13 protein-coding genes are annotated in these 14,428 nt (G+C 45.6%); 3 read left to right on the plus strand and 10 right to left on the minus strand.

Going from position 1 to position 14,428, the window contains the following annotated elements; translation table 11 throughout:
• Positions 1-5: 5 nt before the first annotated feature.
• Positions 6-146 (plus strand): hypothetical protein, encoded by a 141-nt coding sequence (locus tag CXF86_RS22800; RefSeq protein ID WP_157822934.1) that lies wholly within the window; start codon positions 6-8, stop codon positions 144-146.
• A gap of 23 nt (positions 147-169) precedes the next feature.
• Here the strand turns inward: CXF86_RS22800 and CXF86_RS16865 are convergent, their stop codons facing one another.
• Entirely contained in the window at positions 170-385 is a 216-nt protein-coding gene (locus tag CXF86_RS16865) for a TIGR02450 family Trp-rich protein (protein ID WP_101092388.1), read from the minus strand.
• A 24-nt stretch (positions 386-409) separates the two neighbouring features.
• On the opposite strand from CXF86_RS16865, the gene CXF86_RS22805 reads away from it, so the two are divergent.
• Positions 410-607 (plus strand): hypothetical protein, encoded by a 198-nt coding sequence (locus CXF86_RS22805; protein ID WP_180961091.1) that lies wholly within the window; start codon positions 410-412, stop codon positions 605-607.
• Here CXF86_RS22805 and CXF86_RS16875 read toward each other — a convergent pair.
• Entirely contained in the window at positions 567-827 is a 261-nt protein-coding gene (locus CXF86_RS16875) for a DUF5062 family protein (RefSeq protein WP_101092386.1), read from the minus strand. The two genes, CXF86_RS22805 and CXF86_RS16875, sit on opposite strands and share 41 nt — an antisense overlap.
• Positions 828-1,126: 299 nt before the next feature.
• Positions 1,127-2,329, minus strand: a complete 1,203-nt coding sequence (locus tag CXF86_RS16880; RefSeq protein WP_102039580.1) for a cation:proton antiporter — start codon at positions 2,327-2,329, stop codon at positions 1,127-1,129.
• Between the two features lie 122 nt (positions 2,330-2,451).
• On the opposite strand from CXF86_RS16880, the gene CXF86_RS16885 reads away from it, so the two are divergent.
• Positions 2,452-3,342 carry a universal stress protein gene (locus tag CXF86_RS16885; protein ID WP_101092383.1) on the plus strand — a complete coding sequence of 297 codons (891 nt, stop codon included), beginning with the start codon at positions 2,452-2,454 and terminating at the stop codon, positions 3,340-3,342.
• Here the strand turns inward: CXF86_RS16885 and CXF86_RS16890 are convergent.
• The 7 genes from CXF86_RS16890 to CXF86_RS16920 all read right to left on the minus strand — a co-directional run bounded on the left by CXF86_RS16890 (position 3,290) and on the right by CXF86_RS16920 (position 14,038).
• The gene (locus CXF86_RS16890; protein ID WP_308303195.1) at positions 3,290-5,890 is read right to left on the minus strand and encodes a cation-translocating P-type ATPase; all 2,601 of its coding nucleotides are present in this window, start codon (positions 5,888-5,890) and stop codon (positions 3,290-3,292) included. The two genes, CXF86_RS16885 and CXF86_RS16890, sit on opposite strands and share 53 nt — an antisense overlap.
• A 265-nt stretch (positions 5,891-6,155) precedes the next feature.
• A complete protein-coding gene (locus CXF86_RS16895; RefSeq protein WP_101092380.1) occupies positions 6,156-6,581 on the minus strand; it encodes a nitrate reductase cytochrome c-type subunit in 426 nt (141 codons plus the stop codon).
• Between the two features lie 25 nt (positions 6,582-6,606).
• Complete coding sequence (gene napA, locus CXF86_RS16900; RefSeq protein WP_102039582.1) at positions 6,607-9,090, minus strand: nitrate reductase catalytic subunit NapA; 2,484 nt, start codon at positions 9,088-9,090, stop codon at positions 6,607-6,609.
• On the minus strand, positions 9,080-9,364 hold the full coding sequence (locus tag CXF86_RS16905) for a chaperone NapD (protein WP_101092376.1): 285 nt from the start codon (positions 9,362-9,364) through the stop codon (positions 9,080-9,082). Before CXF86_RS16905 ends, napA begins: the two co-directional genes overlap by 11 nt.
• Before the next feature lie 354 nt (positions 9,365-9,718).
• Positions 9,719-10,858, minus strand: a complete 1,140-nt coding sequence (locus CXF86_RS16910) for a lipocalin-like domain-containing protein (protein ID WP_102039583.1) — start codon at positions 10,856-10,858, stop codon at positions 9,719-9,721.
• Positions 10,855-13,377 (minus strand): ABC transporter permease, encoded by a 2,523-nt coding sequence (locus tag CXF86_RS16915; RefSeq protein WP_102039584.1) that lies wholly within the window; start codon positions 13,375-13,377, stop codon positions 10,855-10,857. The genes CXF86_RS16910 and CXF86_RS16915 overlap by 4 nt, the downstream gene beginning before the upstream one ends.
• Positions 13,370-14,038, minus strand: coding sequence for an ABC transporter ATP-binding protein (locus tag CXF86_RS16920; RefSeq protein ID WP_102039585.1), 669 nt, complete (start codon positions 14,036-14,038; stop codon positions 13,370-13,372). Before CXF86_RS16920 ends, CXF86_RS16915 begins: the two co-directional genes overlap by 8 nt.
• Positions 14,039-14,428: the final 390 nt, after the last annotated feature.

Consider the following 14,428-nt stretch of genomic DNA (forward strand, 5'->3'; position numbering starts at 1 on the left):
TCAACATGAAGTCATACCAAGGTTTATTCGCCCAAGCACTATATTTAGCAGCAATGCCACTTGAGCAAGATTGTGCACAAAAGAAACAAGCTGATACTAATGAGCAGAAATGTTCAGTTGAAGAGCCTAGTAAAGAAACATTGTAAGTGCTTTACGAGTATCGAACGGCTTATTTCCAACCAAATATCCAACAGCTTTCGTCGGTTAGCTCGCGCCAATTAATGTCATATTGAGTGCGGGTTAATACCGCTTCAATTTGGCAGCGTTCCACATCTCCCATTTCATCAAATTCCATTTTAGTGACCATAAAGTGCTTCTGTTTCTGCATCGGCTTTAGTGCGGTCCACTTACTTTGCAGCAGTTTTTTAGGATTTATTTTATTCATAAAAATTAATACGTAAAGCGGCTCTTGATCGATCAACACCGAAGTATTATTAATGGCGTTGTTGGTGACGTTGTTGGTGACGTTGTTGGTGACGTTGTTGGTGACGTTGTTGGTGACGTTGTTGGCGAGATTAGCGGGGAACCTACCGCATTAGATGCGACAGGCTCGATTGCGGAATATATTAGTTCAGTAATTCGTGGTTTTCGGGAAGTTGACGGCTGATCCACAGCACTAATTTGTGTTTCATATTTGGACCATCTTCTTTGTCTTTTGACAAAGCTTGAATCAAGTTGTCTTTTACTAATAATCGGTAAATACATTCCACTTTGTCTTTGGGGGAAATACCTTGACCAAAGTCGGCAAAGCCTCTTTTCTTGGCGTAACCTACTCCGATTTCCATCGCGAGCTTAAGTAGCTGTACATCATGTTTACCAGACTTCATATAAGCGCTTCTTCTTTCGATTGATATAACTCTAACGTTACCTGAATCTAGAGCGAAGGCAAGAGACATTACGCTGAATAAGGCTGTTTAATAAATTGAAATCAGCAGCTATTGTCATTGAACAGAATCATGTTCTGGCTATTTATACTATCGCCTATATAGCGCGGTGATTAGGCAAATGCTTATTATTCAATGTACTTTTCTACAAAGAGTCTAGTACTTCCTCTTCGACCGATTATTGAACATCAACATCTTGATGAACAGTTAACTAGAATTATCATGTATCGTCGTAGACGCACTTACTTATGGATCAATCTCTGTCCTTTGAGTGACCACTTTAGCATGAGCGGTCCGGCGATGGTCGTGACGACGATAACCATGACTAATTCGGTGAATAACTTAGGTGAAATGATGCTGGCTTGGCGGCCCATTTCAGCAAACACTAGACCTACTTCACCGCGAGGAACCATCGCACAGCCAATGATGAGTTTTCTTCGCCATGATCCCTTTGCTGTTAGACCGGCTGCGAGTTTAGTCAAGATGGCGATCAGTGCCAGCCAAAGTAGTAGCAGTAAGCCTGTTGTAGTGAGTTCTAACTGGCTTAGATCAACGGTAATGCCAACATAAACAAAAAATATCGGTGCGAAAATATCGATGAGTGGTTTGGTCGACTTTTCCAGTTGATGAGTAAAATGAAAAGGATTGCGTAGGTAACGGTTTATCGGCGAAATAAACTGCTTAGATAATGCCATTCCAACGGCAAAGCCACCTAATAGTGCGGGCGCACCGAATAAGTGAGCTAACCATGCAAATAAACAGATTAGAGTGATCACGATAAAAACAGCGTAACCGGATTGGTTAAACTGAGGCTGAAGGCCGCGTGCTAGATAAATCAATACGCGCGCAAAGGGTGGAGCGATAAGTAAAAACCCAATAACTTTAATGGTTAATATGAGTATCGAACCGACACTTAAACTGCCTGAATCATGAAAATTCAATAATATGCTCAGTAATATTACCCCAGCGATATCATCTATTACGGCAGCGCCCAAGATCACTTGGCCCTCAATCGTTTGTGTTTGTTTTGCTTGAGCCATCACTCGTATTGATATTCCAATGCTGGTGGCCGTTAGGGCACAGCCGAAGAATAGCGCAGTAAATGAGGGTAAATTAAGCCAGTATGCAGCGGCAGTACTGGCGACCACAGCAGGAACTAAAATACCGCTTAATGCTACCCAGGTTGAGTGTCCACGAGCATGATATAGACGCTTAATGGAAGTATCACAGCCGATATCAAATAGCAGTAAAATCACCCCTAATTCAGCCAGAACCGACAGAGTATTATGCGGAGTAACCCAACCCAGAATCGAAGGGCCAATCAGCAGTCCCGCCATAATCTCCCCCACGACGGCGGGGGAGCCTAATCGACGAGCAAGCTCCCCTAGCAAGCGGCCAAAAAGTAGAATAAGAAAAATGGAAATGACAAAGCTATCTATTGCCACTGTTGCCCCCTTATTTGGTTAATAACAGCGCTTTGATCTTGATCATGTATATGCGTCATCCTGAGGCGAGGACGCATATGCTTGTCTAAGCTAGAGTAAGGTAATAATGGCAGGAGTAAACCATGGACAAGGTGTTTATTATTTCGCAAAGAGAGGAATCTCATACCGATGCTATTGCGACGGGAATAGAGTTGGCAAACGCATTGGGTAAACGTGCAGAAATTTTTGCTTATAGCTTTGAATATTTCGGCAGCGCAGAGTATTACAACCCTCGCTTTGCAGCAGTAGCGCATAAGAATATGATGAAGCAGCGAGAGGCGAAAGTGGAAGGCGAACTGGAAAAATTGCAGGCAGAAGATGTCCCCGTCCATAGCGTATGGAGCAAAGATCTGTCTGAACATGCCTGTTATCATTCTATTCGTCATGGTTTCGATCTCATGGTAAAAGCGGTACATCATGCGGATCACTATCTACCTGTTGATTGGAATTTGATCCGTAATGTCAAAATTCCGTTAATGTTACTGACAGATAACCCTTTGCATAGGGGCAATGCCGTCATGATGGCAGTCGATCTGGGTAGTGATAAGCCTATTAAAAAACAACTTAATCAATTGGTTATTAAGCATGGTAAGGCACTAGCCAAAGCTAAGGGCAGTAAACTACATCTAGCCTTTGTCATTAGAGTGCCTAAGTTGATCCGCGATATGGACTTGATCAATACCAACACATTAGTCAAAGAGGCTTATCAAAAATATCAACATCAATTAGCTAAACTAGATCTCGATCCTGACTGCATTCACATTACTGTTGGCGAACCTGATCTTTGCCTTTATGAGCTTGCCTGCCGTTTTAAGGTGCGAGACTTAGTGCTTGGAGCATGTCAGCGTCGCGGTATTTTTGGCTATGTTATTGGCAACATGGCTGAGTCCATTATCAGCCGTGTGCGCAGCAACGTGTTGGTTATTCCGGCCGACGATCAGCTATTGGGATTACCAAGTTCGGATGATGTTTAATACGCCAGTACCTTTTATGTACCTCGTCCACAATAAAGAGCACTGAAGCTGTGGCGAGTAAGATCAACCAGTGACCTAAACTGATGGGACTAAGCTGGAGTGCATCATTTAGTCCAGGGGTATACATGGCGCCAATATGGATCCCTTGGGCCACAAGGATGCCGATAAGCAGGATAGGGTTACTAAACAAAGAGATCTGCAGTAGCGACCTGTGTTCAGAACGGCTATTGAGCGCGTGTACATTTTCAAATAACACCATCAACATAAGCGTGAGGTTGCGAGCTTCCACTTCATCAGCGCCCATGTTTAGCGATATAGCAAATAAACCAAATGCTACCAAGCCCATTGTGAGTGCACTGGTCACAACTCTTTCGAGCATTAAACGATCGAAAATGGGCTCCTTTGGTGATCGTGGCGGTTGAGATAGCTCCTTACCTTCAGCGGGCTCGAAGGCGAGTGCGACATCCTGCACCCCATTAGTGACGATATTCAGCCAGAGGATCTGCAGTGGGAAAAGCGGGATCGGTAGTGCAAATAACACACTGAGAATAAAAAGGAAGATCTCTGCTGCACCAGTACTGATGAGCAAATAAATCACCTTGCGAATATTGTTATAGACGATACGCCCTTCGATGATCCCTTTTACAATCGAACTAAACTTATCATCGGTGAGGACCAATGCGGCGCTTTCTCTGGCAACATCGGTTCCCCTGAGCCCCATGGCAATACCGACATGAGCGTGTTTGAGGGCCGGTGCATCATTGACGCCATCTCCGGTCATAGCGACAAACTCTCCCTGCCTGATAAGCGATTGAGTGATCTCCATCTTTTGTTTAGGCTTAACTCTAGCAAACACCCTGTGACTAGAGACTAGTTGATCAAATTCACTTTCACCCTGATGCATTGCTTTTTCCAGAGCCAGACCTGTTATCGCACTATCATCCTTTGTGGCAATATTAAGCTGTTGTGCCAGCGTTAGCGCGGTAGCAGGGTGGTCACCGGTGATCATAGCGACCTTGATTTGTGCTTCTCGGCAGGAGGCGATCGCACTTATGGCATCGGGTCTAAGGGGGTCACTCATGGCAACAAGCCCGAGAAATTCGAGATCATTGAAATGACTATCTACGGGGTTGCCTAAGCCGCGAGCTAATGCGAGTACCCGGTAGCCGTGCATAGCCATCGAATGCGTTTGCCTGAGAATGATTTGCTGCTGTTCTGAGCTAAGCAAACACATAGGGATAAGTTTTTCTACCGCACCTTTGACTGAGATTGATGGGCCTAGCTCGCTATCATCAATGCTGGCACTGAAGCCTTTTTCTGATTCATAGGGAAAAAGGGTCAGCCGTTTCTGCCGCAGCGTGGTAGAGGGCAGTTTGAGTTTGTGACCTAATATGAGGAAAGCCAAATCAACACCATCGCCATCAGCGTGCAACTCATTTTTTTCAAATACCAGATGCGCTTCATTGGCGAGCACTCCCGCAGTGGCTAACTGTTTGAGTGCGGGGTCTAGCGTTAAGTCAGCAGGGGACTTGTTATCCTTAGATTGGACAATACCTGTCGGGCTCAATCCCTCTCCCGTCACCTGATATCTCTGCCCGTTCGCAAGCCATATTTGCCCAATCGTCATCTCATTGACCGTTAATGTGCCGGTCTTATCTGAGGCGATAAAGGTACAGGAACCTAGCGTTTCCACCGCCACCAATTTGCGGACGATTACGTTGGCTTTTGCCATTCGTTTCATGCCGATAGCGAGAGCGACAGTGATCGCTGCGGGTAACCCTTCTGGGATCGCAGATACGGCCAATGCCACGCCGAGTAAAAACACATCAGAGAGGGCGGCACCCCGCATTAAGGTCAGGCCAAATATGAGCGCAATAATAATGATGATGGCTATCGCGATGCGCAGTGTGAACTGATCGATTCGTTGCATCAGTGGCGGCTTAGTATTGCCGCCCTGGTGGACTAAGTCGGCGATCTGTCCAATCTGAGTGTGGGTTCCTGTTGCGAAGACTTCTCCCTCGGCTCGGCCATGGGTGACTAAGGTGCCGGCAAAAGCCTGCTTCTTATTACTGACAGAAGCGGATTCACCGGTGAGAGCCGACTCATCGACCTGAAATTGACTGGATTGTTTAAGATGGATGTCAGCACCGATACGGTCACCGCCATTGAGGATAACCCAATCACCAGGCACCAAGCTTTTACTGTCAACGAGTACCGGATGGCCATCTCGGAGTACTCTACTTTGCTGCGGCACCATATGCGCTAATGAATCGGCTGCTTGTTGTGCTGAGTATTCTTGAATGGCGCCAATGAGCGCGTTAAGCAGTAATACTACCGAGATAAAGAACGCATTAATAAGCTGGCCAAGCAGTAAGCAAACAATAACCGCCACCAATAACACATAAATGAATGCGCTACGAAACTGGACCATAAACAGTCGAAAGAAACTATTTTTTGGCGGTTTAGGCAAACTATTTTCACCATACTGCCTCAATAGCATTATCGCCTGCTTGCTCGTTAACCCCGGAATGACCACATCTCCTCTCACTATTCAGTTTTGTGTTGTCAGTTGATCTATAGTCAATAATGATAGAGCAAGGCAGTTAATTTGGATGTTAATTGACCAGTATCAAGGCTTGATAGGGCTTTTGTGTCTAGAGCTGGATTAAGTCCACAAAATAACAGCTGTTAGAAATTTACTGCTTAATTTTATGGGGTTGGGAGGTGATCGTTAAAGATAAATTTAACCGATAAAAAAACCACCTCATTTGAGGTGGTTTTTAATTTTCAAGCTCAGTAAATAGCTTACTAACTTAGTTGTTTGAGAATGTGTTCTCAACCAATTCGGTCTTGTTCTCAGCTTGCGGTGTGTGACACTGAGTACAGTTGTAGTAATGATCGTTCAGTTTGGCATCGGCAAGCAAATGCGACGGATCGATCTGGGTCGCTTTCATGCGTTTTGCTTTTGCTGGACTATGACAACTCATACAGCCGTTTTTCTTCAGTGTAATTGGGTATCCCGCTTTGTGTGGGATCATCGGTGGTTGATGTACAAAAGTACGTTCAATCGACTTACCACGTTTGGGATACGTTGCAGCAGGGTCTGCTGCCCGAATCTCGGTGATTGCAGACTGTCCAAGTGAATTGATGTTAACAGGCTCTGCTGGCGTATTTGCTTGCTGGCCTGAACATGCGCTGAGCGCCATCACTAACGCAGCTGCAGTCAATAATTTTTTCATTAGTTTATCTCCGCTTATGGGTTAGTTATGCTTTAGTCACTTTAACTGGACACTTCTTGAAATCTGTCTCTTTTGACAGAGGATCTGTCGCGTCGAGTAACAGTTTGTTGACCAATTGGCGCGCATCGAAGAACGGCATAAATGCCACGCCTCTTGGCGGCTTGTTACGGCCTTTAGTTTCTACTCTTGTCTTAACTTCACCACGAGGCGAGGCTACAATCACTTCGTCACCGCGTTTTACGCCACGTGCTTTAGCATCTTCTGGATGCATGAAAATTTGTGCATCTGGGTAAGCGCGATATAGCTCAGGTACACGGGCTGTCATTGAACCAGTATGCCAATGCTCTAGAACTCGACCGGTTGATAACCAGATATCGTACTCTTCGTTTGGTTCTTCCGCAGCAGGCTCATAGGGTAGTGCAAAGATAACCGCTTTACCGTCTGGCTTACCGTAGAAGTTAAAGCCTTCACCTGGTTTAACATACGGATCGCTGCCTTCAACGAAGCGACGTAGCGTCTCTTTACCATTAACGACAGGCCAACGTGCACCGCGGTTTTCATGGTAAGTATCGAAATCGGCTAGATCGTGACCATGACCACGTCCAAACTGGGCGTACTCTTCGAATAGACCTTTTTGAACGTAATAACCAAAGGCGTCAGACTCATCATTAAGATCCGCTTTACACTCATCAGCTGGGAACTTATCGACAACACCGTTGGCAAATAACACCTCATAAAGCGTCTTGTCAGCGTATTCTGGTTTCTTAGCAATAAGTTCAGCAGGCCAAACTTCAGACACTTTGAAGCGCTTAGAGAACTCCATTAGCTGCCATAAGTCAGACTTAGCGCCTTCTGGTGGTTTAACTTGTTGATGCCACATGTGAGTACGACGTTCAGCGTTACCGTAAGCACCTTCTTTCTCAACCCACATCGCGGTAGGTAGAATCAAGTCAGCAGCCATCGCGGTAACGGTTGGGTAGGGATCTGACACTACAATAAAGTTTTCTGGATTACGGAACCCTGGGTAGATCTCTTCATTGATGTTTGCGCCGGCTTGCATGTTGTTGGTACACATATTCCAATAACAGTTCAGCTTGCCATCTTTAAGCATACGCGTTTGTAATACCGCGTGGTAACCGGGCTTTGGCGGAATCGTGCCTTCAGGTAGCTGCCATAGATCTTCGGTGATCTTACGGTGCTTAGGATTCTTAACGACCATGTCTGCTGGCAGACGGTGTGAGAATGTACCCACTTCACGCGCAGTACCACAGGCTGATGGTTGACCGGTTAGTGAGAATGGGCTGTTACCAGGAGTGGCAATCTTACCTGTTAGTAAGTGGATGTTATAGAGCATGTTGTTAGCCCAAACACCACGAACGTGTTGGTTAATTCCCATGGTCCACAAGCTCATTACTTTCACTTTTGGATCGGCATAAGCCTTAGCCATTAATTCAAGTTTTTCTGGCTCTACACCACTCATTTCAGCAGCGTATTCAAGCGTATAAGTGCTAACGAATTTAGCGTATTCGTCGAAGCTAATCGGCGCTGACTTACCGTTACCTGGATTCTTAGCTTTTTGCTCTAGCGGATGCTCTGGACGCAAACCGTAACCAATATCGGTAGTACCGAGTGCAAACTTAGTGTGTTTAGTGACAAAGTCTTTATTAACAGCATCATTTTGGATGATGTAGTTAGCGATGTAGTTCAATATCGCTAAGTCAGACTGAGGACGGAAAACCATGGCGTTATCGGCTAAGTCGAAGCTGCGGTTTTGGTAAGTTGACAATACATGTACGCGGCTGGTCGGGCTGCTTAAGCGGCGATCAGAAAGACGAGCCCAAAGGATTGGATGCATCTCTGCCATGTTAGCGCCCCAAAGGACGAACTCATCAGCGGCTTCAAGGTCATCATAACAACCCATTGGCTCATCGATACCGAAGGTACGCATAAAGCCACCTACAGCAGAAGCCATACAGTGACGAGCGTTAGGGTCGATATTGTTAGTCAGGAAGCCCGCTTTGTGTAGTTTAGAGGCAGCGTAACCTTCCCAAATAGTCCATTGGCCTGAACCAAACATACCGACTGCAGTTGGGCCTTTAGTCTTAAGTGTGTGTTTCCACTTATCAGCCATTGTGTCTAGTGCGGTATCCCAGCTGACTGGAGTGAATTCACCTTCTTTATCATATTTGCCGTCAGTCATGCGTAAAAGAGGCGTGGTTAGACGGTCTTTTCCGTACATGATCTTAGATAGAAAGTAGCCCTTAATACAGTTAAGGCCTTTGTTCACAGGGCTTTCAGGATCGCCCTGAGTCGCGACGACTTTGCCATTTTCTGTGCCTACAAGAACACTACAACCTACGCCACAAAAACGACAAGGTGCTTTGTCCCACTTAATGCTATCTTTTTGCTCTGCAGCTTCGACTATCTTCACTGGCAGAGTTACACCTACGGCTGTTGCGGCGGCAACTGCAGCGTTGGCTTTTAGAAACTCGCGACGGCTAATGCTCATGGTGTTCCTCACTCTTCTGTTCTACTGGATCGATTGGATCGACTTGATGGTAAATTAGGCTACTATTAATAACGCCTTCAAAGGCATTAATAGCTTCAACGTTATCGAGGATAGAGCGTTGTGTTTCACCTTCTAAGGTGACCACAAATTTGCCTTCATCGGTAACGGCATGGATTTCGGCGCCTTCAAGCGCAGATAAGCGCTGGGTGATATCTGCAACAGACTTACTCGCGGCGTGCACAACTAAGCTGGTGATATGAAATTCTTTGCTCATCTTTTTACCTTCTTCGTTTCGGTAAATAACATTGCATAAAAATGACTGGCTACTTACCAAGATTTATATTGAGTCTAGACCTCAAATAAATTGTGGGTATACCTCACAAGGGGTAATGAGGTTTTTTATCGACCAAGATCAACTTTTTCTAGGTGATCTAGTTCTCAAATTTGTCAATAAAGATTAGAAGCTTGATTGGTTTTTGTCCATTTAGAATGTTAGCTTGCGCTACATTAAATAATGAGTATATTCAAAAGCTTGATTAATGATAACCATTCTTATTTAAGGTTTACTTGTAGCGGCGGTCGTTAGCAGTAGCGGGCCTTTATGCAGGCCCGAGTAGAGATTTGATGCTTAATATCCAGTGAGTTCCATATAACCCGTTCCATTATGTGTGCCGCTAATATCGATAGGGCCTTCCCAATAAGGGATAGAGAGCGGCATACTGGAATCGTTATTCAGCGGGGTAGTCGTAATATCGATATTTTCCGATGGGATCTGGATATGCCATTGGACAGGGTATCTGCCCGATGGTGTTTGCTGCCATGCGGTTGCTGTCATGGTAATTTGTTGATTACTGATATTATGGCCACGGCCATCTTGGTACATGCGTCTGCCACTGTAAAAATGAGATTGGTCGCCAGTGTCATCCCTAAGCTGAAACAGCATTAGGGTGCTGGTGCTATCCAATCTAATCGCAAACCAGTCCCAGCCTTGCTGAGTTTTCGATAGAAACTGCGAACTCCACTCTCTGTCTAACCAAGCATGCCCACTGACCTTTTCTCGCTTTCCATCTCTTACCAGGCTGCCTGTCACCGTGATAAACGGCTGGCTATAATAGTAGGAGGCGACGCTGCCAGCGGCATTTTTTACGCTATAACCGTTATCGCCTTGCAGTTGAAAAGGTGCAGTTGTATCCAGTTGCAGTTGATAGCTGAAATCTGAACTTGCTACATTTAATGTGGCCGGAAATAGCTGTTTGCTTTGACTGCGCCATTGCCAATCATCTTGACGGATGGTTAACGGCTCTGCTTGTGTACCAGTAATACTCTGGTGACCTCGAGACCACTTCTCTTCAGCTTTATGGCTGCTCTTGCTAGTGACGGCGGTATGGGACATATAAAGCTGCTTTGTCTGCCAAGGTGATCTATCGATGGCGCTATTGGCTAGCAGTGCTCTATCTGCTTGTTGAGCAGGTGGTGCTGATGGTGGTGAAAGTGCGATACGAAACTGAGTCCACTGGAGTCCCACTTGTTCTTTTGATTCTGTTTCAAGGTTGGCGGTGAGGTACCACCACTCCTGCCTAAAATCATTATGTGCCATATGATCAGCAGGAAACTGCAAACTGACATTTGGCGTGACGGGAGTATAACCTTGGGCATTACCATCGAGTAACTGTCCCATGCCTGTTGAAGGTGACGCCGCAGGCGAACAGGCTGTAATGAACACGTTAATGAAGCTTATCAATAAAGCCGAGAGTAAGGCTCTGTTCATAATGCCTCCTGCTGCAAACTGGTTATCAGCGGTTTACGGGTTTGCCAATAGAGCGGCAGTAGCACTGCCAGCGCACTTGCCCCAAGCGCGATAAGCACAACTTGAAAATAAGCTTGCCAGTCCCACACCATGGCGATACTCCAACCAAAGGCTTGCAGGGTCACTTTGTTAATCAACAGGTAGCCAAGGAGTGCGCCTGCGGGTAATGCGAGTAGACAGGTGAACAATACAATCAACAGCATTTGCAATGATACGATGCCGCGCAGTTGATTGCGGCTGACGCCAAGTGCATATAGTCGAGCCAATGGTGCCTGTCTTGCTTGAGTGAGCATCAAACAGGCGCTGAACAGTCCGATGGCTGCAACCATCAGTGTTAGGCTGTTGAGCACTAAGGTTATTGAAAAAGTGCGTTTAAAAATCTCCAGCGCACGTAGTTTTATCTTGGCTTGGTTATACATCTGCGCCGCCGATAACGGTATTTGCTGTTGTAAGATCTGCTCAAGCTCGGCTATCTCTCCAGTGTAGCTGGCGGCGATACTGGTGGGACTGCTCGGCAATGCTAATCGCTGCCACGTATGTTGGCTGACAATCACTTGCCCTAACGGATTACCGTAATCATAAAAGATCGCCCCGATAGGTAAAGGTGGCTGTGAGGCATTTTTAAATTCAGGTAACGAGACAAGATCGCCCACCTCAAGTCGATACTTAATCGCCATTGGCTCGCTGATCATCAAGGCACGGCCTTCAAAAAACTGCGGCCATAAGTTATCTACTTGTGCCTTCATTTGGTTACTGTTTCTCAGTGAGTGAACATCTCGTGTCATCAGGCTGACTGGCGCATTCTGATAATGACTTTTATGCACCCATTGGCCATAGACGGCGCTGACTTTAGCCTGTTTGGCTAACAGTGTTTGGGTCGCCTCGATTTTGTCATTGGGTGGGCGAATATAAATATCGGCATATAAGCGAGCATCTAACCAGTTCTTAAGTGTTATTTCAAAACTGCCTACTAAGGTGTTCATCGATATATTGGCGGTAAGTGCGAGTAACATGGCCATCATTGCTAACGACAATGGCGCAATTAGCTCTTTACTCTCAGCCACTGCGTATTGCCACAAGCCATTACGACTTACACGTGCGGCAACAGACAAGCAAAGTTGCAGTGATAATGGCAGTAATAGAGGGATGGCAACCGTGACAACACCCAACAGGATTAAGCTATGTTGATAGTCGCGGCTAAAGGGAAAAAGTGTTGCGGCTAGTGTTAGTAAACCTATTGCTGTTACAAACAGTATTCGTTGATATTTACCCGCATAGCGTTGTTGCTCAAAACGACTGCTACTGCGCGCGAGTGGCTGTTTAGCCAGCGCATTAAACAGCGGTAAACATGCACATATGGCTGCTACAAAAGTGAGTGCAATAGCTTGATAGAGCCAACTCCACTGCCATAAGCCCGGTAACAGCCTGGCACCATAAAGCTGCTCAAGCGTTAACGCTATCATCGGTTGTAACCAGTGACTTAACTGTAAGCCCAAGATAAAACCGAGCACCGACCCCATAATGACTAAGCCAAATAGCTCCAGAAAAAGTGCAATTAACAATGCGCGTTGTGGGACACCTTGCTGCTGCAGTTGCACTAACAACTTTTGTCGTTTTAATAAGCTATAACGTACACCGTTATAAGCGATAAACAGCCCGACAACAAAGGCGAGTAAGCTCATTGCCGTGAGGTTTAAATGAAAACTGCGGGTCAAACTGGTGAGTCCTTCTCCCTCATCTTGCTGCGCTAACTCAAACTGCTTACCGCTTTGCTGACTAAATATTTGACTGACTCTTGCGGTTAATTGACTGGCATTGCCAAAGAGCGCGATATAACTCAGTTCCCCTGGACGGTCGAGTAACCGCTGTCCGAGGGAAATATCCATTAAAATGGCATTCCCTAGACCGAATTCGTCGCTAACTGAAATGACTGACAGCATGACACCTTCGAGTTCGAGTATGCCTTTTGGGGCAACTTGCTCAGCATGACTTTCACTCATGAGTATATAAGGTTTGCCAGAGAGCAATTTGGCTAGCGGAATGCCACTTGAAAGCATTGATACTTTGGCGGGTTTTGCGGTGTCATTGGATTTGCTCTGGTATTGTTGTATTGAGAGCGCGGCGATGAGGTCACTGGCTTGAATATCCCAGCGCTGGCCTTTGCTATCTGTGACGGTACCTGATAACACCGCCAATGATTGGGTTACGCCAGCTTGACGCAGGCTGATATAGACCGAATCAGCGATGACTTTTTTACCTGCGACGGGCGCTAAAATGAGTTGTGCACGTTGGCTTAACAGCTCAGTCGCTTGTGAGTAGCTGCGCACTGCATTTTCGTTAGTGGCACGCACCCCGATTAGCAGCATTACTGCCAAAATAAAACCCAATAAAATAGCGCCTGCTTGTAAGGGAGCTTTGAGGTAATGCCGAGCAAAAACAGCCAGGCTGAGTCGAACGGTTAAGCCTAATTGGCTACTCATTGATGTTGCCTTGCTCTAAATGCCAGCGTCTTTGCATGAATGCCGCGCACTCAGCGCTATGCGTCACCATTAGAATACTGGTATTTGATTCGCGAGCCAGTTCGGTAAGCAGTTGCATTACTTCTTTACCGGCTTTTTCGTCAAGATTACCCGTGGGTTCATCGGCTAACAGTAATTTGGGCTGATGCGCTAAGGCTCGAGCAATCGCGACGCGTTGTTGTTGTCCGCCTGAAAGCGTTTCAACATGACGATGTTTCACGGTGTCTAAGCCTAACTGCTTGAGCAGATGATCGCACCATGGTGTCCACGATTGTCGATTCAAGCGTAAAGAAAAAGCAATATTGTCTTTTACATTGAGCGGGGTGAGTAGATTGAACTGCTGGAAGACAACGCCTAAATGCTGACGCCGAAATTGGCTCCACTGCTTATCTTGCCAAGGGGTGGTGTCATTGTCGAATAGCGAAAGTCTGCCACTATCGATAAATTCAAAACCACCGATAATGTTAAGCAAGGTGCTTTTTCCGCAGCCGCTGGGTCCTGTTAGTGCAACAGTGTCTGCACTTTCAAGTTGTAGGTTAATATCATCTAGCACTTGATGATATTTATCGCCGTCATTAAATCCTTTAGATACCGCTTTTAACGCCACGATACTGTTACCCATAACAACTCCTTTATCGACCCCGCACGGCATAAACTTGCGCAGTGATATCCTTGGTTTTGCTCAAAAACTATTTATTTAGCTGACAACAACTAATCTAGCATGCAATCCAGTGTAAATACGCATCAAAGTTATATTTAGATCGCTGATTATTAGCACCATTTATCTAAGTCCTGTAGCGCTAAACTCTTCAAGTCTACAAATATGTGTTGTATAGGTGAATGTGCTTAATTGAGTTGGCGGTATGTAGCTAAAATGTAAACAAAATAATTTGTAGTCCAAATGAACAACTGCTATGTTGAGTCTACTAGGTAATTTCTGAGTGAAATTTGTACTATTTTTACTATTCATCAAATGGTTAGCATCATCAAAATGTTATTGATGTCTTTTTAG

It is taken from the genome of Shewanella sp. GutCb, assembly GCF_002836135.1.
In the GTDB taxonomy this organism is placed as follows: domain Bacteria; phylum Pseudomonadota; class Gammaproteobacteria; order Enterobacterales; family Shewanellaceae; genus Shewanella.